We start from the raw sequence: 24,327 nt of genomic DNA on the forward strand, positions 1-24,327 counted from the left end.
GTTATTTCTTTTGCAGACCTTCAATCATATCAGTGAATTCGCTGACATCTTGAAAACTACGATACACGGAAGCAAAGCGCACAAACGCGACATGATCCAGCAGGTTCAATTCCCGCATCACTTTTTCACCGAGTTCTTGCGTTGTCACTTCCCGCTCGCCGCTGGTCAGCAATTCTTTGTTGATCCGGTTGACGGCGGCTTCAATGTCATCACTGCCAACGGGCCGTTTTTCCAACGCCCTTAACATACCAGAACGCAGCTTGTTTTCATCAAATGGCTCGCGGATGCCATTGCGCTTGACGACGCGCGGCAAGGTCAGTTCTGCAGTTTCAAAGGTGGTGAAACGTTCCTTACAGGCGATACACTCGCGCCGCCGCCGAACGTGGTCGCCCTCGTTAGCCAATCGGGAATCAATCACCCGCGTATCTTGGGTGGCGCAAAATGGACATCTCATTGTTGAACCAACTTTATATTTGAACGTCTAGGGAATAACTGAAAAATCATGCGCTTATTATCCCATACTATTGGTGTCCCTAGCACTGTGCCGAATTGAGTAAGTTCTGGATTATCTATAAAATAACGACATTTTAGTGTTTAACAAACCAGCTTATGACCGAAATCATCATCTACACCACCAAAATCTGCCCTTATTGCATCATGGCAAAGCGTTTGCTAGCCCAGAAAGGGGTAAAGTACACGGAAATCAATGTCGATGAAGAAGCTGGATTACGAGAAGAGATGATGGCAAAAACCAAACGCCGCACCGTACCGCAAATCTACATCGGCGATTTTCATGTGGGCGGTTTTGATGAGCTTTTTGCGTTGGAGCGGAGTCAAAAACTGAATGATCTGCTGTCTGATGCGGAAATAGCTGTTTGAGAATTCAAGAAAGATTACAAATTTTTATTTTTTCTTCGCCGTAATCAGAATTCTGCAAACGTTAATTCAACTTCCTCTAAGTTTGTCGAAGGATTTATACAAAGATTCTCAAGCTATCAGCCAGCAATTTTCCAGTGTGCATCGCTCACCCACTGATTAAAGTCTTGCACCGATACCGGTTTGCTAAAAAAATATCCCTGGGCAACATCACACCCGTATTCCCTTAGCTTGCTCATGACTTCTTTGCTTTCTACGCCTTCTGCGGTCACCAAAAGGCCGAGATTATGCCCCAAATTAATGGTGGCTTTAACAATAGCAGCGTCATTTTCACTGTTCAAAACATCCATAACAAACGCTTTGTCAATTTTGATCTCTGCTAACGGAAGCTTCTTTAGGTAAGCCAAGGAAGAATAACCTGTTCCAAAATCATCAATTGAAAATTGGAAACCCATTTCAAATAGCCGTTTAATCACTTCTAACGCCCTATCAGGATCAGACATGACCGATCCTTCGGTGATCTCAAGTATAATCCAGTCCGGTTTAATGCCTGCGGAAACTGCCACGCCTGATATTAAATCGGGCAGCTCTGGATCGTGCAGATCTTTAGCCAATAAATTGACAGAAACTTTGAACGGCAAGCCTTGTTTATGCCAGTTGGCACAATCCCTGAATGCTCGCCGTAACACCCATTGCGTTAATGCCCTAATCATTCTGTTGCGTTCCGCCATTGGCACGAATTCATCCGGCGAAATAAAGCCGTGTACCGGATGATTCCAACGCAGTAAGGCTTCAACACCACAGATTTCGGCTGTTCTTATGGAGACTTGTGGCTGATAAAACAACTCCAGACCATCCCGCTCTATAGCATGTTTTAATTCCGATATTAAGGTAAGTCTCAGTGGAGTCTGTTTGTCAAAAGACGGCTCGTATGTGGCATAGCCTTTGATGGCTTTTTGCGCTATTCGTAGGGCAACTCCGGCTCTTTGGACGAGGGTGTCAACATCTTTACCATGTTCTGGGAAATGCACGATACCTACATCAGAATGTATGGCAACTTGCAATCCGTCTACTTTGAAAGGCACTCCCATGGTTTTTTGGATTTGTTTTGCGAACTCTTCCGCCCTACCGACATCAGATTGTGCCGATAACAAAACACTAAACACACTGCTGTCGATTTTGGCAATATCGTCCCTTTCCAGACTTACACCTTGCAGACGGGTAGAAATTTGTTTGAGTATCAAATCGCTGCTGTTTCTGCCCAGAGCCTCGTAGATGTCTTTATAATTCTCTATTTCAATCAGCAAGATAGATAGGCTACGAGGTGGCTTATCAGTCGAAATGGTAGCGTTAATCGCCCTTTCTACGCGATCATAAAACAACGCTCTGGTGGGTAAATCAGTCAGTCGATCATGAGTGGATACATACGCTGTCTGCTTTTCCAAGTCATCCGTTTTGGTACGCAACTCATGAGTTTGGTCAATAATCATTGCTCCTGCATGGTGAGCAATCATGGAATTAGAATACTGCCCCCAAACTCCAAACACAAAGGGCATACAATTTAATATCCAAAGGGCAATATTATGTTTTTGAGCTCTCCAAAGCCCCTCAATCGAAAGTGTGCCTGTGTCAACAAAACAAACCAGGCTCGTAGCGATAATTACCGTCGCAACCGCTATCCCCATGCCTTGATAAGCGGTCTTAGATGCCTCGCTTTTGAGTAACCTAACGTTGTCGGCGAATAAACTTTGTACAATTGCCAAAACCATGATGTTTCCTATTGTGTTACAAACCCCGTGCTAAATCCCTTTTGATGTCTTCTATGCTTTCTAAACCTACCGAGATCCTGACCAGTCCATCTTTTATTCCCGCCAACTCCCTAACTTCAGGCGTTAAACGACCATGCGTTGTCGTTGCCGGATGGGTGATTGTCGTTTTAACATCACCCAAGTTTGCAGTAATTGAGATCATTTCCGTTGCATCGATCAATTTCCATGCCTGTTCCTTACCGCCATGTAACTCAAAACTGACTATCCCACCAAAATGGCTTTGCTGACGTTTCGCCAGCTCATGCTGAGGATGCGTAACCAAGCCAGGATAATGTATCTTGCTGACTGCTGGGCATTGCTCTAACCACTTCGCCAATTCAAACGCACTGTCACAATGCGCTTTCATCCTAACTGCCAAAGTTTCCAACCCTGACAAAAACACCCAGGCATTAAATGGACTCATGGTCGCACCGCCCGTACGTAAATACGGATAAATCGATTTTTCGATAATCTCGTTACTGGCAATAACCGCACCACCCACGCAACGCCCTTGTCCATCGATGTATTTGGTTGCTGAATGAATGACAATATCAGCGCCCAATGCGAACGGTTTTTGCAAAACTGGGGTACAAAAACAGTTATCTACAATTAACAAACAGCCATGCTTATGTGCAATAGTAGCTAATAATTCAATATCTGCAATCTCGATAAGCGGATTAGACGGTGTTTCCAGAAATAAAAACCGGGTATTGGGCTTAATGGCTACTTCCCAGGCCGCTGTATCTATCAAATCGACAAAATCCGTTTCAACGCCAAATTTGCCGAAATAATTCTGGAACAACAAAACAGTATTGCCAAACACGCCCCGCGAACAAACCACATGGTCGCCGGCTTTCAACAAACCCATACCAACCGCCAAGATTGCCGCCATGCCTGAGGCAAACGCCAAGCATCGCTCACCGCCTTCCATAAGTGCGAGGCGTTCCTGAAACGCGTTTACGGTAGGATTGGTAAAGCGGGAGTAGATATTACCGGGCTTTTGTCCGGTAAAACGCAGCGATGCTTCCTCTGCATTTTTGAACACGTAGCTGGAAGTCGCAAAAATCGGCAGGCTGTGTTCGTCTTCATGGGTGCGATGCTGCCCTGCCCTTATTGCCTGGGTTTCAAGGCCGTAATTTTTCCAGTCTATGTCTTTCATTTAATAAATAACAGTGTCACAAATGTTGCAAAATTACATTTCGGCCACAAAATCCAAGGTATTTCGTTTGGCTTGTGCGCCGTCGTTGCGAAGGCTTTCAGTACGATTAAGATACGCGTCATCTACATCACCAGTAATATAGATTTTGCTAAAACAAGAGGTGTCGAAGTGCTTTATTTTGCGATTACCACGCGCAACGGATTCAATCAAATCTTCCAAATCTTGATAAATCATCTTGTCAGCACCAATTGCGACACAAACTTCGTCTTCGGTGCGGTTATGGGCAATCAGTTCATTGGCGGCGGGCATGTCAATACCGTAGACGTTAGGATAACGCACGGGCGGCGCAGCCGAGGCAAAATACACTTTTGCTGCGCCAGCATCGCGCGCCATCTGGATAATTTGCGCCGATGTCGTTCCTCTAACCACTGAGTCATCAACCAGCAATACATTTTTTCCTTCAAATTCAAGACCGATGGCATTGAGCTTTTGTTTGACTGACTTCTCCCGCATTTTCTGTCCGGGCATGATGAACGTTCGACCGATATAGCGGTTTTTGATAAAACCTTCACGAAATTTGACATCTAACAGATAAGCCATCTGCAAAGCAGCAGTCCGGCTGGTATCGGGAATCGGGATGACCACATCAATATCATTGTCAGGCCATTCACGCAGGATTTTCTCGGCGAGCTTTTCGCCCATCCGCAATCGTGCTTTGTAGACGGAGATATTGTCGATGATGGAATCAGGGCGGGCAAAATAGACGTATTCAAAAATGCACGGGCAATGGTCTGTTTTTTCCGCACATTGCTGACTATGAAACCTGCCTGATTCCTCAATAAAAATGGCTTCACCTGGCGCAATATCACGAATAAGATCAAAGCCCAAGACATCCAATGCAACACTTTCGGATGCGATCATGAAATCGGAACCTTGCCCAGTCTTTCTTTCACCAAATACCACGGGACGGATGCCGTGTGGATCCCTAAAGCCCAAAACCCCAAAACCTGCAATCATGACAACCACTGCATAAGCCCCACGGCAACGACGATGAACGCCGGAAACAGCCTGGAATACGTCATCAACAGTTAATTTCAGCTTACCTAAAGTTTGCAATTCGTGGGCAAACACGTTCAACAATACTTCAGAGTCCGAATCGGTATTGATATGGCGTTGGTCTTCAACGAACAAGGCTGTTTTGAGTTCTTCCGTGTTGGTCAGGTTGCCGTTATGTGCCAATGTTAAGCCGAATGGCGAGTTGACATAAAACGGTTGCGCTTCGGTGGAACTTGCACAACCCGCCGTCGGGTAACGCACATGGGCGATGCCCATATTGCCTTTCAGCTTCATCATTTCCGCATTGTTAAAAACGTCGCGGGTCAGACCATTTTCTTTACGCAAATACAAGCGACCATCTTCACAGGTGACGATACCGGCGGCATCCTGTCCCCTATGCTGCAAAACCGTCAGTGCATCATAGAGTTCTTGATTGACGTTTTGATGTGAAACGATACCCGCAATACCACACATTGTTTTTTTAACCTGCCACACGGGCGTTAACGATAATTGATGGCACTTGCTACAGTAGACGAGATATTGCCTTTTACTGAACTGGCAAGTGATTGAAAAGGTGGAATATATTTTGAATGTTGCCACCAGCGATCTTTGGGTAAGGGTGTTATCCCAGCTACCAAAATCATGACAAATACCACAAGCAAGCCATGACCAAAACCCAGAATCAACCCACCAAAACGGTCAACAAAAGTAAGCCTTGTTTGTTTTACGCTTTCTCCTAATAATAGTTTAATTATACCGCCCATCACTAGGGTAATAAGGATTAATGCTATAAAAGAGACTGCGAGTCTGGTCGAGCTGGTGCTGAAAAACTTCAACAACAAAATTGCAAAGTCTTGACTAAAAAACCAAGCAACTATTGTACCAATCACCCAGACGACTATAGCAAAGGCTTCCTGCCCAAACCCACGGATAATGCCGAATACAGTATAAATTGCCACCAAGGCAATAATGGCGTTATCGACCCAAATCATGCTTATAAATCAACAACTCTTGGTATTGAACAACCTTACTTCATTCGGAAGTAAGCAAACCCTTGATATTTTGTTTATCCAACTTTGCTTTCATTTCCTTGGCTTTGGCTTTGTCTAACGCCGGTCCTATCTTGACACGAAATAAATCACCTTTTGTTACTATGGATGCTGGCATTCCTTGTTTGCGAAGCTTTTCTACTAAGGTTTGGGCGTTTTCCTTCTTACTGAAACTACCCGCTTGTATGGAGTAACGCACTAGTTTTGAAGTTGATTTTTTTATAGGTTCTTTCAGAGTTTTAGCAGCTATCTTGGTCTTTTCGACGGTTTTTTCCGCAGGCGCAACAACTTTAGCTTTTGGTTTCTCGGCAACTACTGTTTTTACTACCGGTTTTTTTACAGTCGCTATAGGTTTAACCGTATTATCTTGACTCTCTTTAGCTTGTTTTGCTTCGTCTACTACACCGGTATCCAGTGATGGCTCGTCATTGTCTTGACTGGATTGTTGAAGTGTTAATTCTTTAACAGATTCCACTTCCTTTATATCCGAACTTGTTGTTCCGGTTGCAGACTCCGCTATTTTTTGTTGTTCGGTTTGTACGCCAGCAGACGGGGATATTGCCTGTTCTTCACCTGTCGAGTTTACATGACCTTCTTCATCAACTTCAGCAGCATTGAGTTCAATTTCCGGCCTACTCATCACCTGCTCCTTGTTGGCAGGAAGCTTTTGCGCGGTTTCTGAGGTAACGTCAGTAGGTGCTTGCGGAATCGTTAATTCGGTAACGGTTTTGCCACTATTATCGACGGGGTCATCAAACAACATGGGGATAAATATAGCAGCGAGCGCAGTTACCACAACCGCACCAATCAAACGTTGTTTTAATTCATGATCCATTATTTCTACCTACCCTATTGAAATTCAGCCAAGCAATCAGACACTAAAAAGAAAGAACCAAATACGAGTAACAAGTCACCTTTACCCGCCTGTTTTTTTGCAGAAGCGAAGGCATCTGCGAAACCAGTATAACCAAACGACACGTTATCCATTGCATGTTGTGAAAAAATTTCTCGCATTAAAGCTTCTGTTGCTGCCCTGATATTGCTTAGGGGTGCAAAAAACCAGTCGTATACCACAGGGTTCATAATCCTGAGAACCTCATCAATATCTTTATCTCTCATCATGGAAAAGATAGCATGGATACGTCGGTTGGGAAAATTTTGACTCAGATATTCAACCAAAGTTCTTACCGCTTCAGGATTATGTCCTACGTCCAAAAGCACGGGAATATCGCCTTCGAGCAACTGAAAGCGCCCAGGCAGTTGAACATTTTGCACTCCTTGTCGAATTGACTGCTCACTGACTGGCAGTTTATCAGCGAGTAGTACAGTTGCCAAAATCACAGCAGAGGCATTGCGATATTGATGCTCACCTTTCAATGCTGGCTCAGGCAACTGGTTGATTTGTTTTTCACCTGCAAACCACTGCCAGCCGTTTTGTTGTTTGGTATAGCCAAAATCCTTGCCTATCGCATAAAAATAGGCATTTTTAGCATCGGCGACTTGCATTAATGCGTTGGGAGGTGATGGATCACCAACGATTGCGGGTACAGATTCCCGAAAAATTCCGGCTTTTTCATAAGCGATGGACTCACGGGTTTCGCCTAGCCACGCCACATGGTCAATACCAATACTGCTGATGATGGTAGCATCAGGTTCGATAATATTAACGGCATCTAAGCGCCCACCTAAACCGACTTCAAGCAGTTGTACATCAAGATTGGCGTGGGAAAATATGTCTAATGCTGCCAAGGTGCCAAACTCAAAATAACTCAGCGAGGTACAATCTCGCACATTTTCGATACGTTCAAATGCTTGGCAAATAGTGGCATCCGATACAGGTAGCCCATCTATTTTGATGCGTTCGTTGTATTTTAAAATATGTGGGGACGTATAAGCACCTACCCGATAACCTTGCGCCCGATAAATCGCCTCAAGATACGCAATGCACGAACCTTTTCCGTTTGTCCCTGCAACTGTGATGGTAAGCGGCTTAACGCCAGCAGGATTGAGCGCGGCATAAACCGTTGCTACCCGCTCCAAACCCAGATCTATAGTTAAAGGATGTGAGCTTTCCTGCCAACTTAACCAACCCTTCAACGTATCGAAATGAGCCATTTGAAGATAGGTAAGTTAGGTATCCTGCTTAGAAAGCTGTGTTACATCATCTTCTTTTGAGATAATTTCAGACTCTGGTTCATCGGTAGCAATTTTGTTCTCTGTCATCATCGCCAGCAGTGCCGCAATCTTATCGCGCATTTCGCGTCGGTCGACAATCATGTCGATAGCACCGTGTTCTTGCAAAAATTCGCTGCGCTGAAAACCTTCCGGCAGTTTTTCTCGTACAGTTTGCTCGATAACTCTAGGTCCTGCAAAACCGATCAAGGCATTGGGTTCAGCTACATTGAGGTCACCCAGCATGGCTAAACTCGCCGATACTCCGCCCATCGTCGGGTCGGTCATGAAAGAAATATAAGGGATTCCAGCTTCCGCCAGTTTGGCTAATGCTGCGCTGGTTTTTGCCATCTGAAATAAAGAAAACAAGGATTCTTGCATCCGCGCACCGCCACTCGCCGTAAACACGATAAAAGGAACACCCAATTCCAGGCTTTTATTCACACCTCGAACGAATTTTTCTCCGACGACCGACCCCATAGAACCCGCCATAAAGTTGAAATCGAAAGCCGCAGCGACGACATCTTGACCTTGTAATTGACCTTTCATTACCAGTAGCGCGTCATTTTCTTTGGTTTGTTTCTGCGCTTGACTGAGCCTATCCTTGTATCGTTTACTGTCTTTAAATCTTAAAGGATCGGTGGGTTTAATGCCTTTGCCAAATTCTTCTCGACCTTCTTCATCGAGAAACATTTCAAGTCGCATTCGGGCAGAAATCCGCATGTGATGCTCGCACTTGGGACAAACATTAAAGTTTTTTTCCAATTCGAGATTATAGAGAATCGCATTACAGCTTGGACACTTATTCCATAAGCCTTCGGGAACAGCGGCTTTTTTGTTGGACGCATCCGTCCTTATCGTTGAAGAAACAATTTTTTCAAACCAACTCATTTTCTTTATTTCTGGCTGTTCTTTCATTTATTTAAGTGAACTGCATCACCTTATTTGTCGATTGCCTGCCGCATAGCAGACAATAGCGCAATAATTTCAGATTTAGCTTGTTCTGGACTATCTAAATTGTTTTCGATTTTACTAATTAAGGCACTGCCAACGACAACTCCGTCACCCAGTGCAGCAATGGTTTTGGCAGTTTCTGCATCCTTAACACCAAAGCCGACACTAACCGGCATTTTTGTAATAGCCTTGATTTGTTTGAGCTTATTTTCCACATCAGCGGCATCCAAATGACCCGCACCAGTTACGCCCTTGAGTGAAACGTAATAGAGATACCCACTACCAACAGCAGCCATTTTTTTGATACGGTCATTGGTACTGTTAGGTGCTAATAAAAAAATGGTATCTATGCCGCGTTCTTTAAGCAAAGCCGCGCATTGCTCACCTTCTTCAGGTGGTAAATCGACAGTTAATACGCCATCAATATCGGCACGTTGGGCAGCATTGGCAAAGCCTTCATAGCCCATTGCCTCGATTGGATTTAGATAACCCATTAACACTATTGGAGTTTGTTGGTCGGTTTTACGAAACTCCGCCGCTATCGCCAAAGTTTTTCTCAAACTCATCTTATGCGCCAAAGCGCGTTCGCTTGCGCGTTGGATAACAGGGCCGTCCGCCATCGGATCTGAAAACGGCACACCCAGCTCGATAATATCAACACCAGCTTTTACCATTTCGTGCATCAACGGCAAGGTAAAATCAGGCGTAGGATCGCCGGTGGTAATAAAGGGAATTAACGCTTTACGCCCTGATTTGGCGAGCTGTTCAAAGGTTGCAGCTAAACGGCTCATAATTCAATTCCTTCGCGTTTCGCCATCGTTTGCATGTCTTTATCGCCACGACCGGATAAATTGATGACAATAGTTTCGTCCTTACGCATGGTGGGTGCGAGTTTCATGGTATATGCCATAGCATGAGCAGATTCCAGTGCTGGGATAATGCCTTCCATTCGGGTCAAAGCATAAAAACCCTCCAAGGCTTCATTATCGGTAATATTGACATACTCGGCGCGGCCTGTATCTTTTAGCCAAGCATGTTCGGGGCCCACGCCAGGATAATCAAGACCTGCGGAAATGGAGTGTGTTTCGATGATTTCACCGTCGTCATCCGCCATCAGATAAGTGCGGTTGCCGTGCAATACACCTGGGCGACCTGCACATAATGGCGCGGAATGGCGACCACTAGCGACCCCGTCACCCGCAGCCTCAACACCGATCAACCTGACCGACTCATCATCAATGAAGGGATAAAAAAGACCGATAGCATTAGAACCACCACCGACACAAGCAACCAACGCATCAGGAAGTTTGCCGATCATATCCTGGCATTGTTGCTTGGTTTCGCGGCCTATGATTGCCTGGAAATCCCGAACCATAGCTGGATAAGGGTGAGGGCCAGCGACTGTACCAATGATATAAAACGTATTATCGACGTTGGTCACCCAATCTCGAAGCGCTTCATTCAAGGCATCTTTCAAAGTTTTTGAGCCGGATTCAACCGCAACTACGGTTGCACCGAGCAGCTTCATGCGGTAAACATTTAATGATTGCCGGGCAACATCGACAGCACCCATATAGACAACGCACTCAAGACCAAGTCGAGCGGCAACGGTGGCTGTCGCCACGCCATGTTGACCTGCACCCGTTTCTGCAATAATACGGGTTTTGCCCATACGTTTTGCCAGCAAGGCCTGACCAACTGTATTGTTGATTTTGTGGGAACCGGTATGGTTAAGATCTTCCCGTTTCAGGTAAATCTGCGCCCCGCCCAACTCGCGACTCCAGCGTTCGGCATAATACAAAGGCGAAGGCCGACCCACATAATGCTGTAAATCCGCATCCAGTTCTGCGATAAATTCGGGATCTTTTAAGTACCGCTGATAAGCTGCATTTAATTCCTGGATGGGCGGCATTAATGTCTCTGCGACAAACATTCCACCATAAGGCCCAAAATGCCCTTTCACGTCAGGCATCGTATATTTTTCTGTCATGATATTATTCTGTCACCCTGATGCACCGCTGCAATAAATGCAGCCATTTTTTCTTTATCTTTAAACCCTTTTTCCGCTTCCACACCGCTACTGACATCCAGTGCGTAAGGTCTCGTCTGTTCTACGGCTAATTTGGCATTGCTAGCATCCAAGCCTCCAGCCAAAATGACCGGCAACTGACAGTATTTGGGGATTAGCCCCCAATCAAACTGGCTACCTGTGCCACCTTTTGCAGAAGGATGATAAGCATCCAGCAACAATCCGTCAGCATCGTAGTAGTCCTTCGTCAATTTAGAAACGTCGGTATCTTCCCGCATTCTGACGGCTTTTATGTAGCGTTTACCGTAAATTCTGCAAGCATCCGGTGATTCATCGCCATGAAATTGTAGGCAATCCACCTGCACCTGCTGCAACACTTTGCGTACTTGAGCTTCCTGCTCATCGACAAACAGTGCCACAACTGAAACAAATGCCGGTAAAGCCTTAACAATGTCATTGGCAAGATTAATCGTTACATTTCGTGGACTGGGCGGGTAAAAAACCAAACCAATCGCATCGACCCCTAAACTGGCCGCATAAACCGCATCTTCAACACGGGTAAAGCCGCAGATTTTAACGCGCGTTCGCATAAAAAAGACGTAGGATTCACCAAAAATTCAAGCGCGTAAGAATACCATAAAATGATCATTTATTTTCTCTAAATCATCATAAGGCTTGCATGGGAGCTCAGCGTTCAACCAGGATCTCGTTGAACGCTAAATCAATGTGAATGGCTATGACCGCCGTGGCTGTGTCCGCCGTGACTATGATCACTGTGTTCATGTCCGCCGGCACTATCGGCATTATTGAAATCATGATTAGCTTGCTCAGGCGCAGCAACCGCTGCATCTTCTGAATCAGTAGCTGGAGCTGCTGCCGAAATAGCGGCTTGGTTCACAGAAACACCGTGCTGGTAGACCATCAGACCACCTAAATCAGCACCTAAAGACAGTAGTACACAGAGAAAAGCGGCTAACAAAAGGAATATCGTATTACCTCTTTTTAATCGCAATCCCCACTGCTTCAAACGCCACGCAGAGAGAAAAAGCGACAGGGATAGTACGGCGATACCGATATGTTCATGACGTTCCATTATTTCATGAACATCTTCCCCATGCTCAACAGAATCAGCCGCAAACAATCCTGCCACAACCGTAAATGCGGCGGCAATTGTACCTAGGTATAGTAAGCTGCTTGCGACATACCGCCATTTTTCCTTTTTTGCTACCACCCCAAAAAAATCAAATACAAAAAAAGCCGTAAAAAATGCAATAGGGTAATGTACAAACAAGGGATGTATGTTATCCAAACCTGCAATCCCCGGCATTATTGCAGAAAACATTTCCGGTGGCGTTTTTCCTGAAAGCCCTTCAATAAATATCAACAGGCTTTCCAGGTTAGCGGCAATACCACCCCCAATTCCTCCGCCATGTATTTGAAAGGATAAAAAATTCATCATATTTATCATGTAGTAAGTTTGAATGATTAAATCTACTCGATTAACCGCAAAATGCAAGTAACTAGCTCACAAAAACGGTTATTTAGTTAAATCGCTTGGCATCTTCCGGCAATCTATTAAACGCAGGATGCTTTGAAATCCCATAGCAATCAGGGTAATAAACCGACTCCAAATACAAGCCGTAAGGTGGGGCTGTTACGCCGCCAACAGCCCGTTTTTTAGCGGCAAGCAAGACCAACGTCCAATCTTCTGCTTGCTTGCCCACGCCTATATCTATTAAGACACCGGCAATATTTCTGACCATGTGATGCAAGAAAGCGTTCGCGCATATCTCAATAATTACCTGATCGCCATCCCGATAAACCTCAACAAAATGCACAATCCGAACTGGGCTTTTTGATTGACAACCTTGCGCCCTGAATGAAGAAAAATCATGACTACCAAGCAAGTGTTGCGCCGCTTTATTCATTACCTCCGCATCCAGAGGGTGATAGCACCAGGTTGTTTGTTTGCCCATCAATGCTGATTTTACCGGTCGGTTTAAGATAACGTAGCGATATAACCGTGCGATAGCACTGTATCGGGCATGAAAATCACCGATTGCCTGCTTAACCCAGGTAATCCGTATCGCGTCTGGTAAATTACAGTTGCCCCCTAACAGCCAAGCATCGAGTTCACGTTCTACGTTGACATCAAAATGCACCACTTGTTCCAAGGCATGTACGCCAGTATCCGTCCTACCTGCACAAATCACGGTAATGGGATGGTTAGCTACTTTCGATAAAGCTTTTTCCAATTCGCCTTGCACACTGGGTAGATTGGTTTGCCACTGCCAGCCGAAAAAACCACTACCGTCGTATTCGACCCCTAGAACAATACGTGTCATTTATTTTTTAAGATGAACATTCAGGTCTTTGGGCTGGTTTTGTTACACGGTTTTGGCAAATACATAATTACTCGTGAATGTAGACCTTAACGCCAGTTTCCACAGACTCAAACAGCTCTAACATGTCTATATTTTTCATGCGTATACAGCCATGCGAAGCCGGAGAGCCAATCATCGCTTCATCCGACGTGCCGTGTATGTAGATGTATCGCCAGCAAGTATCGACGTTTCCGTAGCGGTTTTTACCTGGCTCCAAGCCACCTAGCCACAAAATGCGGGTTAATATCCAATCACGCTGAGGATAAAGCTCGCCCAGTTCAGTGCTATAGATTTCACCAGTCGGTCGCCTACCTTTAAACACCGAATTTATTTGCTGGCCTGAGCCAATTTTTGCCCTGACGCTATGCCAGCCGATAGGCGTACACTCGCTTCCACGCTGTTCACCTGCACCATTTTTTGCGGTGGAAACAGGATAACGTCGTATTTCCTTACCGCTACCAATAATGGACAAACATTGCGCCGCAATCGAAATATCCAGAAAGAAATCTGCGATCATGATATCGATTACCTAGGCTAGTGGTTATTCCAGCTTAGCAAAAACCTTTTTTAATCCAATACTACTTAAGATTCATTAGCTGAATCTGGTTTAGGTGTCACGGTTAGGCTGACATTCTCTGGGGCAGTATTTGAAGCACTCGCTTGAGACTCCGATCTACCGTCTCTTCCCTGACGATTGGCGAATTCGGCAGCATAAGACGGTGCAGAACTTGCCTGAGATTCGCCAGAAAACTCCCTGGCCGCACCTTCAGCATTATTGCCGTCCTCGCCAGTAGCATCCGGTTTTTTGTAATTGGGATTACGCGGTCTTCTGCGATTGGGTCCACGTCTGGAATTACTTCTTTTATTCTCAGAACGTGGCGGCCGCTGCTCATCATTACTCGAAACCGATCCTTCTGCGTTGGCAGTAACCACACTTTCACCTATGACTTCTTGCCTAGGTAAAAAAATCGGTGTTGGCACTGGTATTTCTGCCACATTAACAATTGGGTTGGTATTGCTATCTTCCACAGAAGGTGAAGCAACATCCCGCTTGAAATCTCTGATGGGTTCTTGTCGCCTATTCGGATTCGGATTCGGTGACCGCGTGGCATCTTGCGGTGTCGCTGATCTAGATTCCTGCCCTCTGGGAGGACGGGCATTACGTTGCGGCTGTTGCCCTCTTGGCGCGCCGCGACCAGGATTAGCTTCTTTGTTCAGGTTCTGGTTCGGATTTTGGTTCGGGTTAGAACCTTGACCACGCCTGTTATTGTTACGTGGTCTCGCTTGCCGATTTTCTTCACCCGTGCCAGCATCTCTAACAACCTGGGACGAAGAATTTTGTGCTTTTATATTTGGCTTAGTTTTAGCTTTTTCTGGCTTTGTGCCAACCAATTTGTGCCAGAAACGTTTAATCAGGCTGGCTGACTCATTCTTGTTTTGTACAGGCGCGGGTGCTGGTGAGTCATGCAAAAATTCTTTGATGACGGCTCTATCACTTTTGGGTTTTATCTGTTGGGCAAACTCAGGAATCGAAATATCTTCCGCTTTTATTTGCACATAACTGGGCTTATCATCAGTGCCGCCCTCTTTTTCTCTGATACGGTCAATATCATAAGCGGGAGTTTCTAGGTGTTTGCTAGGCAGAATGACGATGCCAACTTTTAATCTCTGCTCAATACTTTCAATAGCACTACGTTTTTCGTTCAATAAGAAAGTAGCGCATTCAATCGACAAATGCGCGATGACTTTCTCCGTGCCTTTTTTCATGGCTTCTTCTTCGAGCAAGCGCAATACGGAAAGCGCGACCGATTCCACATTACGGATTGAACCCTGGCCTTTACACCGCGGACAGGTGATTTGGGTGGAATCACCCAAGGATGGCCGCATCCGTTGCCTGGACATTTCCAATAAGCCGAATCGTGAAATCTTGCCAGTTTGAATTCGGGCACGGTCAATTTTCAACGCATCCCGTAAATGATTTTCAACCGTACGCTGATTTTTGTTGGACATCATGTCGATAAAATCGATGACAAACAGACCACCTAAGTCACGCAACCGCAGTTGTCGGGCAATTTCATCCGCCGCTTCAAGGTTGGTGTTGAACGCCGTCTCCTCAATATCGCTACCCTTGGTTGCGCGTGCCGAGTTAATGTCGATGGACGTTAACGCTTCGGTATGGTCGATCACGATAGACCCACCCGATGGCAAGGACACATCCCGACCATAGGCGATTTCAATTTGCGATTCAATCTGGTAGCGATTAAATAGGGGGACTGCATCCTGATACAACTTGGCTTTAGGCAGCAAGTGCGGCATGACCTGCTTCATGAAATTCTGGACGAGCTTGAACGACTCTTCATTATCGATCAGAATTTCATCAATATCGCCCCGCAAATGATCCCGTAAGGCGCGAATAATGACATTGCTTTCCTGAAAAACCAGGAATGGTGCGGCTTGTTCGGTCGATGACCGTTCGATAGCATCCCACAATTGCAATAGGTAATTTAAATCCCACTGCAATTCTTCGGCATTTTTACCACAACCTGCCGTTCTGACGATAAGCCCCATCGTCTCAGGTATTTCAAGGCTTGCCATGACTTCACGCATATCATTGCGGGTATCGCCTTCTATGCGCCTGGAAATGCCCCCTGCTTTCGGATTGTTAGGCATTAGCACCAAGTAAGTACCTGCCAAACTGATGTAGGTGGTTAGCGCAGCACCTTTGTTGCCCCGCTCTTCCTTTTCGATTTGGACGATGATTTCCTGACCTTCCTTAAGATGGTCTTTGATGGCGCTACGGCGCACCTCACCTTCGGTTTCGTCTTGGGCTTTGAGATTGATGGGAGAAATTTCTTTGAACGGCAAAAATCCATGTTTATCAGCGCCATAATTTATAAATGCCGCTTCCAGACTAGGTTCTACGCGGGTGATTATGCCTTTGTATATATTAGATTTTTTCTGTTCTTTTGAAGGTACTTCTATGTCAAAATCATACAGTTTTTGACCATCTACCAAAGCCACCCGCAGTTCTTCAGCCTGCGAGGCATTGATAAGCATTCTTTTCATTCTATTTCCTTTTTATGTACTGCTCCAATAATCAGAATTTACTGATTCAGACTGGTTTAATCGTCGCGCCTAGCTAATGCGCCAAAATTTAGGCTTTCGTTGTCCTATGTGCATTTATCGGTTTTTAGGCATAAATGACTTGCTGTTTGGTATCCCGACCCTAATGTGAGCCTTATGGCTAAGTAGTGTAATGAGATCAACGATGGCTACGCGTAGTGGTTAACTAAGCAATTTGTTCTTTCAGTCGTTAGTGTAAAATCTGTCGTTGGACAGGATTTAATAATTCATTCGTCATGGGTGAATGACCAACCCGAAATTCTTTGTGGATGAGGCCTTGACATTATTCTTATAACTTTCGTTCCTCACCGACTCACTTTTTCCTAGTTTCATGATGGAAACCCTAGAGAGCCTTCTATTTTTTTACTTCATAGCAAGGTTAATATAGCAACCTTATTGCTTTTCATCAATTTAATCCATCAATTAAGGCAAACTACTGGTATTATTTAAGCTATGAATACCGACCAACAAAGCCCAGCACCCCAGGTTCAATGGGTAGAAATCACCGAAGACAATAGTGAGCAAAGGCTAGATAATTTCCTCATTACCCGCTTAAAAGGCGTTCCCAAAAGTCGCATTTACCGCATCGTCCGCAAAGGTGAAGTCAGGGTCAATAAGGGACGGGTAGACGTAAAATATCGCTTAGTTATCGGCGATATTGTACGAATTCCACCGGTGCGGATGGCAGAAAGTGCTGATGGTGATCCGCCCGTCAGCCGAGGTTTAACCGACATCTTGCAACATAATGTCTTGTTTGAAGACGAATCGTTATTGATTGTCAACAAACCTTCCGGTTATGCCGTACATGGCGGTAGCGGTATTGATTCAGGCATTATCGAAGGCTTCAGAAAGCTAAATCCTGAGCAACGCTTCCTCGAATTAGTGCATCGGCTGGACAGGGATACTTCCGGCTGCTTGTTGATCGCCAAAAAACGCAGTGCCTTACGCCATTTACATGAGCAATTTCGTGACGATACAGTGAGCAAAACTTATCTGGCCTTGCTGTCAGGACAATGGGCGCGAAAAAAACTGATTGTAGATCAACCTTTGTTAAAAAATGTCAGCAAAGGTGGCGAACGGATGGTGGTTATCAGCCAAGCTGGAAAAGCCTCAGAAACTTTATTCCGCCGATTAAAGCTGTTTAAAGATGCAACTCTGGTCGAAGTCTCGCCCAAAACCGGACGAACCCATCAAATCCGCGTTCATGCCGCTTATCTAAGCCACCCGATTATTGGCGATGACCGTTATGGTTTTGATGATGTCAACAAAGTCTTTAAAAATCGGGGCTATAAGAAAATGTTTCTACACGCAGAAACCTTACAATTTCAGCATCCCGTTTCAGGGGAAATTGTAAAAGTATCCGCTCCATTACCACAACAATTTATTGATTTTACTAAAAATGAAGAACCGATTTGATGTAATTGTATTTGACTGGGATGGCACCTTGGTCAATACCATTGATTGGATAGTCCATTGCCTACAAAAAGCAGGGGAACAATGCGGTTACGTAATTCCTGAGCCACAAGCCGCCAAAGATACCATAGGTTTATCCATAGAAAATGCAGTACAGGCTTTATATCCCAATGCTGATACCGCTACCAATCATAAATTAGTTGCCAGCTATAGCCAGACTTATTTCTCCAAACAACTCACTCAGGATGATTTTTTCCCTGGCGTATACGATATGCTGTTGTTTTTAAAGAATTCGGGCTATCAACTCGCCGTTGCCACGGGCAAAACCAGGGCGGGATTGACCCGCGCATTGGCAGCCACAGGCACGGAAAGCATCTTCAACATTACCCGCTGTGCTGATGAAACCGCCTCAAAACCCGACCCTAAAATGCTGCATGAAATCATGCACCATACCCAAGCAACGGCTGATCGTACCTTGATGGTGGGCGACTCCATCCACGATCTCCAAATGGCACGTAACGCCAATGTGCCTTCAGTCGGCGTTGCCTGTGGTGCAAACAGTCGAGAATCCCTACAACAATATGATCCTTTGCTATGCTTGCAGCAAGCAACGGAATTACTGACTTTTATTTCTTAAGGTAGATTGATGGAAAACCAATCAGACAATCAAGTTAACTCAACCGCATCTGGCAAAGCAGGCTGGGAACGCGAACTCGTCGAAAAACTGGCCTTTGCTGCCGTCACCGAACAAAGAAGGTCACGGCGCTGGGGAATATTTTTTAAGCTGCTGATGTTTTGGTATTTACTGGCAATCCTCGCTGTTACCCTATATCCGAAATTCAAAAAAGACATGGGAATAGGCGGAAAGGGGCATACCGCAGTCATCGACTTAGTCGGCATGATCGCAGAAGGCCAAAATGCCAATGCTAACAGCATTATTGAAAGCCTCAGGAATGCGGTAAAAGACAAAAATACGAAAGGAATTATTTTAAATGCCAACTCGCCTGGTGGCAGTCCAGTGCAGTCGGCTTATGTGTATGATGAAATCAAAAAGATAAAAAAAGAGCACCCTAACCTACCTATACATGCCGTGGTTAGCGACATCTGTGCGTCTGGTTGCTACTACATCGTTGCCGCAACCGACAAAATCTATGCCAGCCCAGCCAGCCTTGTTGGCTCTATTGGCGTAATAATGGATAGTTTCGGGTTTGTAGAAACCATGAATAAGCTGGGAGTAGAGCGCCGTTTAATCACTGCGGGGGCGCATAAAGCTTTGCTCGACCCTTTCTCACCCAGCAAACCCGAAGAAAGCCAATACATGCAGAACTTAATCAACCAAGTTCATCAGCAATTTATAAATGCCGTAAAATCGGGCAGAGGCACTCGACTTAAAGAAACGCCTGATATGTTTTCAGGCTTAGTTTGGACAGGTGAAGAAAGCGTTAAGCTGGGCATTATTGATGCGATGGGAACGCAAGATCATGTCGCCAAAGACATTATCGGCGCAGAAACATTAGTCGATTTCACTCAACAAGAAAGATTGGTTGATCGGATTGCAGGTAAGCTAGGCGCGTCTTTTGGTGCAGGTATCAGTAATTTGGTGCGGGGATGGTCGTTACGTTAACAATTCAGCTTGTATTCAGGACGTTCAATTAAACTGCACTCACCTGGTTTGCATAAATGCGTGAATTAATTAGGTAAAACAAACCGTCAGCCTTAGCAGTGTAATCATGAATATTCTGATTAAATTACTGATATTAATAGTCTTTTCTAGCACGAGCTACGCCGATGACAGCATTGACATCGCTCGTGTTAGCCTGCACGAAGCCACCCAAAAAATCCTCAGCGACAGCAATAAACGGGTATTAGGTGCAACAACCCAAATCATTGATGGTAAGGAAGTCCACATTATCAAAGTGTTAACGCCCGATGGACGCATCCTGCATTACAAAATCGATGCCGAAACCGGCGCAATAATCGGCTAATAGTTACTTAAGAGGTAGACATGCGAATTCTTGTCGTTGAAGACGAACTGACGCTATGCAAACAAATCCATGATTACTTGGAAAGTAAAGGTTTTGCGGTCGATACCGCCAACACGGGCAAAGACGGTTATTTCATGGGGAAGGAATATCCCATCGATGCGGCGATCATCGACCTTGGTCTGCCCGATTTTTCCGGCATAGAGCTTATAAAAAAACTACGTAAAGACAATATCACCGTCCCTATCTTGATCTTAACCGCACGCAGCCGTTGGCAGGAAAAAGTAGAAGGACTGGAAGCGGGAGCTGATGATTATCTGGTCAAACCGTTCCATTATGAAGAGCTGCTGGCAAGGCTTAACGCGCTTATCCGCCGTTCGGCGGGTCAGGCACAGCCTGTACTTACGCATGACAACATCGAATTGAACACAGTCACTCAGGAAGTTTTGGTTTCTGGCGTTAAACTGGAACTCACCGCCTATGAATACAAAGTGCTGGAATACCTGATGTTCCGCAAAGGTGAATTGATAACTAAATCCGTGTTGACCGCACATATTTACGACGAAGAATTTGACCGCGACAGCAATGTGATCGAAGTGTTCATCGGGCGATTGCGGAAAAAACTCGATCCTGACGGCTCCAGGCAACCCATTGAAACCTTACGTGGCAGGGGCTATCGTATACCTCTCTAATTTTTTCCACTGCCCAAGACCATGAAATTCAAGTGCGAATAAAATCCTTAAGTTTCCGTCTATTAGCGACAGAAGGCTTAGTATTAGTTGCATTCTTCGCGCTGGTTGCCGTCGTTCTGGAACAAAGTTTCAAGGAAAGTGCGGAAGAAGCCCTGAAAGAACGCTTACAAGTCCAAATTTACTCGCTGTTATCGACCGCTGAATCCAAAAACTCCGGCGACTTAAGCTTGCCCCCCAACCTGCCTGAACCCCGCTTTGCCAATCCCGGTTCAGGACTTTACGCTTTTATTCAACGACCCAACAAAAACCTGATCTGGCGTTCCCCGTCTTCAATAGGATTGGATGTGCCAGTTCCGCCGGAAAAGCTGGGCGCAGGTAATACGTATTTCCTAGCGGATAATCCACGCCGTTATTTCCTGCATTACGACATCGTATGGAAAAGCCTCTTAGGTGATGAAAAGGAATATATCTTCACGGTTGCAGAAGATTCCGAATTCGTCAGCCAACAAGTGCAACGGTTCAGGAAAGCTTTGTGGTCTTGGTTGGTCATTATTGGCATCGTACTGTTATTTATCCAGTTTGCCTTATTGCGTTGGTGTTTAAAACCCATACGCGTGATAGTCAACGACTTAAATGCGATTGAAAAAGGCAAAAAAACCCTGCTGGATGGCGAATATTCAACCGAACTTCAAAGCTTAGCCGGAAACTTAAACGCCTTCATCACCCACGAACGCGCCCATCTCGAACGCTACCGCAATACCTTAGCCGACTTAGCACACAGCCTGAAAACCCCGCTCGCCATCTTACATGGCTGTACCGAATCGTTCAGCGATAACAAGGAAACAGTGCAGGAGCAAATCGCCATCATGAATAAAATCGTCGAATACCAACTCCAACGCGCCGCCGCCAAAGGCGACCATAAGACGATTAAAGGTCTCGGCTTATCAACTTTTCTCAACAAAATCAGTGCATCACTTAACAAAGTCTATATTGATAAAGCCATCCATTTCGACATCAGCGTCCCTGAACAATGCCAGATTTATTTTGATGAAGGCGATTTGTACGAAATCGTCGGCAATCTGATCGACAACGCTTGCAAATGGTGTCGCCGCCGCGTAAAAGTCAGCGTCACCCAAAATCCGCGTAAAGACCGCCGTGACTACGCCCTGCTCATCCAAATAGACGACGACGGCCCCGGCATCCCCGACGGCAAACTCAACGAAATCCTCAAACGCGGCGTACGCGCCGATGAAAACATCCACGGACACGGCATCGGCATGACCGTGGTTTATGATTTAGTCGGAATGTTGGGCGGAAAACTGGAAGGCAACAAGAGTAGTGAGTTAGGGGGGATGAGTTGGCGGGTTTACTTGCCGTAAAGTTTCAGCCTGCCCCTACAAAGCTTGCCGAATCTGGAATATTGGACTCCATTTAGCTGTTTATCCTCACAACCTTCATTTATCAAGCTATTTGAGATTGCAACGCCGCCCTAATACAACGCAAAATGCCGTAGTTATACGCACCATCTAGCGACTCGAAAACCGGTTTGAGGGCATTTTTTTGGTCGTCAGGCAAGTTGATGATGATTTCTTCTATCCGCCTGATTTCTTGCTCTGGCAAATCAACGACATCAGTCAATACTAACTGCCCTTGTTCCAGATATTGCGCCAGATGTCCGTAGATAGTGGATTCTTGTAGCGTCCTTTTCTGGGCAATTTGCGGGATGCTAAAGCCCAGCCTGAATAACTCGACAGATTCGCTTGCCGTATCTGATGCTGTCGTATTCGCATCCCTGTATTCGTCAATGACAGCCAGAAATTGTGCGCCATAAAGTGCCAGTTTACGTTCGCCTACGCCGGGAAGTCGGCTCAATTGCTCCAGCGTAGATGGCTTATGTTCCATCATGGACATCAAACAGGCATCATGAAAAATAATGTAAGGTGGGACATCCTGTTTTTCGGCGAGTTCTCGGCGTTTGTTACGCAACGCATCCCACAGCAAACTGTTGATGTTTTTGCTTTTATTTGCCGATCTAGCGAGTTTTCCGCCTTTTGTTTTTTCAACCTGGATGTCTTTACGCAGCATCAGTTGTTGTTCGCTGCGAAGGATGGGCCGGCATTCCGCCGTCAACCGCAATGCGCCGAAATTCTCAAAATCGACGGCAACCAGGCCACGTGCCACCAGTTGCCTGAACACCGAATGCCATTGTTTTTCCTCCAACTGCTTGCCGATACCGTAGGTTGATTGCTTATCATGTCCAAAACGGATGATGCGTTCGGTAGCTTTGCCCAGCAACACATCGACCAGATAAGCCACGCCAAAACGCTGTTCCGTCCTGTGTATGCACGACAAGGCTTGTTGTGCAGCTAGCGTACCATCCCAGGTCTCTACGGGTTCCAGGCAGGTGTCGCAGTTGCCGCAAGGCTGTTCCAGGGTATCGCCAAAATAGCCGAGCAAGGCTTGGCGGCGGCAATGCACTTGCTCACACAGCGCGAGCATGGCATCCAGCCTGTTGTATTCAATGCGTTTTTGGATTTCATTGGCATTGGATTCCGCCAACATTCGGCGCAACATGATGACATCCTGTAGCCCATAAGCCATCCAGGCATTGGCGGGCAAGCCATCACGTCCGGCACGTCCGGTTTCCTGGTAATAACCTTCGATGCTTTTAGGTAAATCAAGATGCGCGACGAAACGCACATTGGGTTTGTCGATGCCCATGCCGAACGCGATAGTCGCCACCATCACCAAGTTTTCTTCCATTAAAAACTGATGTTGATGGGTTTGTCTTTCACCATTACTCATGCCAGCATGATAGGGCAGGGCTTTGACACCTTTGGTGGTTAGCCATTGCGCCGTCTCATCGACTTTTTTGCGTGACAGGCAATAGACGATACCCGCATCGCCTGCATGTTCCGTCTCAATAAAAGCTAGCAATTGCTGCCGTGCATTTTGTTTTTGCACAATGCGGTAGCGGATATTGGGGCGGTCAAAACCATTGAGAAAGAGTTGGGACTGCTCAAGCCCTAGCCGAAACTGGATTTCCTTGCGGGTTTTGTCGTCCGCTGTTGCCGTTAAGGCTATACGTGGGACTTGCGGGTAACGCTCATGTAGCAAGGACAGCCGCAGGTAATCGACCCGAAAATCATGCCCCCATTGGGACACGCAGTGTGCTTCATCTATTGCAAATAATGCGATTTGCAGCCGATCCAACAGGACTAGCATCCTTTCATTGGCTAACCGTTCCGGTGCAATATAGAGCAGGTCTAACTCACCATTGAGTAATTTCCGCTCAGTTTGCTGGACTTCTTCAAAGGAAAGGGAAGAATTCAGGAACGCGGCTTTAATGCCCAGTTGCAGCAATGCGCTGACCTGATCCTGCATCAGCGCAATGAGCGGCGAAATGACGATGCCGACACCTGGCCTTATCAGCGCAGGGATCTGGAAACACAAGGATTTGCCGCTGCCCGTCGGCATGACGACCAGGGCATCCTGCCCGTTTATCAAGTGGTTAATAATCGTTTGCTGCTGACCACGAAAGCTCTCGTAACCGAATACCGTGTTGAGAAGTGCAATCGCTTGACTATCGGGTGTTTCCATCGTGACGATTTGTTTCTTGAATGGGGCAAT

At 45.8% G+C, this 24,327-nt stretch carries 23 protein-coding genes; 7 read left to right on the plus strand and 16 right to left on the minus strand.

Going from position 1 to position 24,327, the window contains the following annotated elements; genetic code table 11:
* Position 1: 1 nt before the first annotated feature.
* Positions 2-454, minus strand: a complete 453-nt coding sequence (nrdR, locus tag AC1YY3_RS01725) for a transcriptional regulator NrdR (protein WP_481823950.1) — start codon at positions 452-454, stop codon at positions 2-4.
* A gap of 155 nt (positions 455-609) precedes the next feature.
* Here nrdR and grxC point away from each other — a divergent pair, with 155 nt between their 5' ends.
* Positions 610-879 (plus strand): glutaredoxin 3, encoded by a 270-nt coding sequence (grxC, locus tag AC1YY3_RS01730; RefSeq protein WP_481823949.1) that lies wholly within the window; start codon positions 610-612, stop codon positions 877-879.
* A gap of 116 nt (positions 880-995) precedes the next feature.
* Here grxC and AC1YY3_RS01735 read toward each other — a convergent pair whose 3' ends face one another.
* The 14 genes from AC1YY3_RS01735 to AC1YY3_RS01800 all read right to left on the minus strand — a co-directional run bounded on the left by AC1YY3_RS01735 (position 996) and on the right by AC1YY3_RS01800 (position 16,553).
* Positions 996-2,645 (minus strand): putative bifunctional diguanylate cyclase/phosphodiesterase, encoded by a 1,650-nt coding sequence (locus tag AC1YY3_RS01735; RefSeq protein WP_481823948.1) that lies wholly within the window; start codon positions 2,643-2,645, stop codon positions 996-998.
* Between the two features lie 16 nt (positions 2,646-2,661).
* Positions 2,662-3,843 (minus strand): O-succinylhomoserine sulfhydrylase, encoded by a 1,182-nt coding sequence (locus tag AC1YY3_RS01740; RefSeq protein ID WP_481823947.1) that lies wholly within the window; start codon positions 3,841-3,843, stop codon positions 2,662-2,664.
* 33 nt (positions 3,844-3,876) lie between these two features.
* Positions 3,877-5,373: an amidophosphoribosyltransferase gene (purF, locus tag AC1YY3_RS01745; protein WP_481823946.1), complete on the minus strand. Its 1,497-nt coding sequence runs from the start codon at positions 5,371-5,373 to the stop codon at positions 3,877-3,879.
* A 26-nt stretch (positions 5,374-5,399) separates the two neighbouring features.
* The gene (locus tag AC1YY3_RS01750) at positions 5,400-5,891 is read right to left on the minus strand and encodes a CvpA family protein (RefSeq protein ID WP_481823945.1); all 492 of its coding nucleotides are present in this window, start codon (positions 5,889-5,891) and stop codon (positions 5,400-5,402) included.
* A gap of 40 nt (positions 5,892-5,931) precedes the next feature.
* Complete coding sequence (locus AC1YY3_RS01755) at positions 5,932-6,783, minus strand: SPOR domain-containing protein (RefSeq protein ID WP_481823944.1); 852 nt, start codon at positions 6,781-6,783, stop codon at positions 5,932-5,934.
* Between the two features lie 14 nt (positions 6,784-6,797).
* Complete coding sequence (folC, locus tag AC1YY3_RS01760; protein WP_481823943.1) at positions 6,798-8,063, minus strand: bifunctional tetrahydrofolate synthase/dihydrofolate synthase; 1,266 nt, start codon at positions 8,061-8,063, stop codon at positions 6,798-6,800.
* A 15-nt stretch (positions 8,064-8,078) separates the two neighbouring features.
* Positions 8,079-9,011, minus strand: a complete 933-nt coding sequence (gene accD / locus AC1YY3_RS01765; RefSeq protein ID WP_481823942.1) for an acetyl-CoA carboxylase, carboxyltransferase subunit beta — start codon at positions 9,009-9,011, stop codon at positions 8,079-8,081.
* Positions 9,012-9,061: 50 nt separating this feature from the next.
* Complete coding sequence (gene trpA, locus AC1YY3_RS01770) at positions 9,062-9,865, minus strand: tryptophan synthase subunit alpha (protein ID WP_481823941.1); 804 nt, start codon at positions 9,863-9,865, stop codon at positions 9,062-9,064.
* Complete coding sequence (gene trpB, locus AC1YY3_RS01775) at positions 9,862-11,064, minus strand: tryptophan synthase subunit beta (RefSeq protein ID WP_481823940.1); 1,203 nt, start codon at positions 11,062-11,064, stop codon at positions 9,862-9,864. Before trpB ends, trpA begins: the two co-directional genes overlap by 4 nt.
* Positions 11,061-11,693, minus strand: a complete 633-nt coding sequence (locus tag AC1YY3_RS01780; RefSeq protein WP_481823939.1) for a phosphoribosylanthranilate isomerase — start codon at positions 11,691-11,693, stop codon at positions 11,061-11,063. The genes trpB and AC1YY3_RS01780 overlap by 4 nt, the downstream gene beginning before the upstream one ends.
* A gap of 131 nt (positions 11,694-11,824) precedes the next feature.
* Positions 11,825-12,559: a DUF2231 domain-containing protein gene (locus AC1YY3_RS01785; RefSeq protein WP_481823938.1), complete on the minus strand. Its 735-nt coding sequence runs from the start codon at positions 12,557-12,559 to the stop codon at positions 11,825-11,827.
* Between the two features lie 85 nt (positions 12,560-12,644).
* Complete coding sequence (gene truA, locus AC1YY3_RS01790) at positions 12,645-13,448, minus strand: tRNA pseudouridine(38-40) synthase TruA (protein WP_481823937.1); 804 nt, start codon at positions 13,446-13,448, stop codon at positions 12,645-12,647.
* A 67-nt stretch (positions 13,449-13,515) separates the two neighbouring features.
* A complete protein-coding gene (locus AC1YY3_RS01795) occupies positions 13,516-14,004 on the minus strand; it encodes a L,D-transpeptidase family protein (protein WP_481823936.1) in 489 nt (162 codons plus the stop codon).
* Positions 14,005-14,069: 65 nt separating this feature from the next.
* Complete coding sequence (locus AC1YY3_RS01800) at positions 14,070-16,553, minus strand: Rne/Rng family ribonuclease (RefSeq protein WP_481823935.1); 2,484 nt, start codon at positions 16,551-16,553, stop codon at positions 14,070-14,072.
* Between the two features lie 510 nt (positions 16,554-17,063).
* Between AC1YY3_RS01800 and rluC the strand changes: the two genes are divergently transcribed.
* The 6 genes from rluC to AC1YY3_RS01830 all read left to right on the plus strand — a co-directional run bounded on the left by rluC (position 17,064) and on the right by AC1YY3_RS01830 (position 22,076).
* On the plus strand, positions 17,064-18,026 hold the full coding sequence (gene rluC / locus AC1YY3_RS01805; protein ID WP_481823934.1) for a 23S rRNA pseudouridine(955/2504/2580) synthase RluC: 963 nt from the start codon (positions 17,064-17,066) through the stop codon (positions 18,024-18,026).
* Positions 18,010-18,660: an HAD family hydrolase gene (locus AC1YY3_RS01810; protein ID WP_481823933.1), complete on the plus strand. Its 651-nt coding sequence runs from the start codon at positions 18,010-18,012 to the stop codon at positions 18,658-18,660. The genes rluC and AC1YY3_RS01810 overlap by 17 nt, the downstream gene beginning before the upstream one ends.
* Positions 18,661-18,669: 9 nt before the next feature.
* Positions 18,670-19,647, plus strand: coding sequence for a signal peptide peptidase SppA (gene sppA, locus AC1YY3_RS01815; protein WP_482194267.1), 978 nt, complete (start codon positions 18,670-18,672; stop codon positions 19,645-19,647).
* Positions 19,648-19,753: 106 nt separating this feature from the next.
* On the plus strand, positions 19,754-20,008 hold the full coding sequence (locus AC1YY3_RS01820; RefSeq protein WP_481823931.1) for a PepSY domain-containing protein: 255 nt from the start codon (positions 19,754-19,756) through the stop codon (positions 20,006-20,008).
* A 20-nt stretch (positions 20,009-20,028) separates the two neighbouring features.
* Positions 20,029-20,697: a response regulator transcription factor gene (locus tag AC1YY3_RS01825; protein WP_481823930.1), complete on the plus strand. Its 669-nt coding sequence runs from the start codon at positions 20,029-20,031 to the stop codon at positions 20,695-20,697.
* A 32-nt stretch (positions 20,698-20,729) separates the two neighbouring features.
* Positions 20,730-22,076 (plus strand): ATP-binding protein, encoded by a 1,347-nt coding sequence (locus tag AC1YY3_RS01830; protein WP_481823929.1) that lies wholly within the window; start codon positions 20,730-20,732, stop codon positions 22,074-22,076.
* Between the two features lie 82 nt (positions 22,077-22,158).
* On the opposite strand, the gene recQ is transcribed toward AC1YY3_RS01830, so the two are convergent.
* Positions 22,159-24,297, minus strand: coding sequence for a DNA helicase RecQ (gene recQ, locus AC1YY3_RS01835; RefSeq protein WP_481823928.1), 2,139 nt, complete (start codon positions 24,295-24,297; stop codon positions 22,159-22,161).
* Between the last annotated feature and the right edge of the window lie 30 nt (positions 24,298-24,327).

Source organism: Methyloglobulus sp. (assembly GCF_964779595.1).

Coding starts and splice junctions, on each gene's coding strand:
- nrdR (WP_481823950.1), bottom strand. CDS start 454: ATGAGATGTCCATTTTGCGCCACCCAAGATACGCGGGTGATTGATTCC.
- grxC (WP_481823949.1), top strand. CDS start 610: ATGACCGAAATCATCATCTACACCACCAAAATCTGCCCTTATTGCATC.
- AC1YY3_RS01735 (WP_481823948.1), bottom strand. CDS start 2,645: ATGGTTTTGGCAATTGTACAAAGTTTATTCGCCGACAACGTTAGGTTA.
- AC1YY3_RS01740 (WP_481823947.1), bottom strand. CDS start 3,843: ATGAAAGACATAGACTGGAAAAATTACGGCCTTGAAACCCAGGCAATA.
- purF (WP_481823946.1), bottom strand. CDS start 5,373: ATGTGTGGTATTGCGGGTATCGTTTCACATCAAAACGTCAATCAAGAA.
- AC1YY3_RS01750 (WP_481823945.1), bottom strand. CDS start 5,891: ATGATTTGGGTCGATAACGCCATTATTGCCTTGGTGGCAATTTATACT.
- AC1YY3_RS01755 (WP_481823944.1), bottom strand. CDS start 6,783: ATGGATCATGAATTAAAACAACGTTTGATTGGTGCGGTTGTGGTAACT.
- folC (WP_481823943.1), bottom strand. CDS start 8,063: ATGGCTCATTTCGATACGTTGAAGGGTTGGTTAAGTTGGCAGGAAAGC.
- accD (WP_481823942.1), bottom strand. CDS start 9,011: ATGAGTTGGTTTGAAAAAATTGTTTCTTCAACGATAAGGACGGATGCG.
- trpA (WP_481823941.1), bottom strand. CDS start 9,865: ATGAGCCGTTTAGCTGCAACCTTTGAACAGCTCGCCAAATCAGGGCGT.
- trpB (WP_481823940.1), bottom strand. CDS start 11,064: ATGACAGAAAAATATACGATGCCTGACGTGAAAGGGCATTTTGGGCCT.
- AC1YY3_RS01780 (WP_481823939.1), bottom strand. CDS start 11,693: ATGCGAACGCGCGTTAAAATCTGCGGCTTTACCCGTGTTGAAGATGCG.
- AC1YY3_RS01785 (WP_481823938.1), bottom strand. CDS start 12,559: ATGAATTTTTTATCCTTTCAAATACATGGCGGAGGAATTGGGGGTGGT.
- truA (WP_481823937.1), bottom strand. CDS start 13,448: ATGACACGTATTGTTCTAGGGGTCGAATACGACGGTAGTGGTTTTTTC.
- AC1YY3_RS01795 (WP_481823936.1), bottom strand. CDS start 14,004: ATGATCGCAGATTTCTTTCTGGATATTTCGATTGCGGCGCAATGTTTG.
- AC1YY3_RS01800 (WP_481823935.1), bottom strand. CDS start 16,553: ATGAAAAGAATGCTTATCAATGCCTCGCAGGCTGAAGAACTGCGGGTG.
- rluC (WP_481823934.1), top strand. CDS start 17,064: ATGAATACCGACCAACAAAGCCCAGCACCCCAGGTTCAATGGGTAGAA.
- AC1YY3_RS01810 (WP_481823933.1), top strand. CDS start 18,010: ATGAAGAACCGATTTGATGTAATTGTATTTGACTGGGATGGCACCTTG.
- sppA (WP_482194267.1), top strand. CDS start 18,670: ATGGAAAACCAATCAGACAATCAAGTTAACTCAACCGCATCTGGCAAA.
- AC1YY3_RS01820 (WP_481823931.1), top strand. CDS start 19,754: ATGAATATTCTGATTAAATTACTGATATTAATAGTCTTTTCTAGCACG.
- AC1YY3_RS01825 (WP_481823930.1), top strand. CDS start 20,029: ATGCGAATTCTTGTCGTTGAAGACGAACTGACGCTATGCAAACAAATC.
- recQ (WP_481823928.1), bottom strand. CDS start 24,297: ATGGAAACACCCGATAGTCAAGCGATTGCACTTCTCAACACGGTATTC.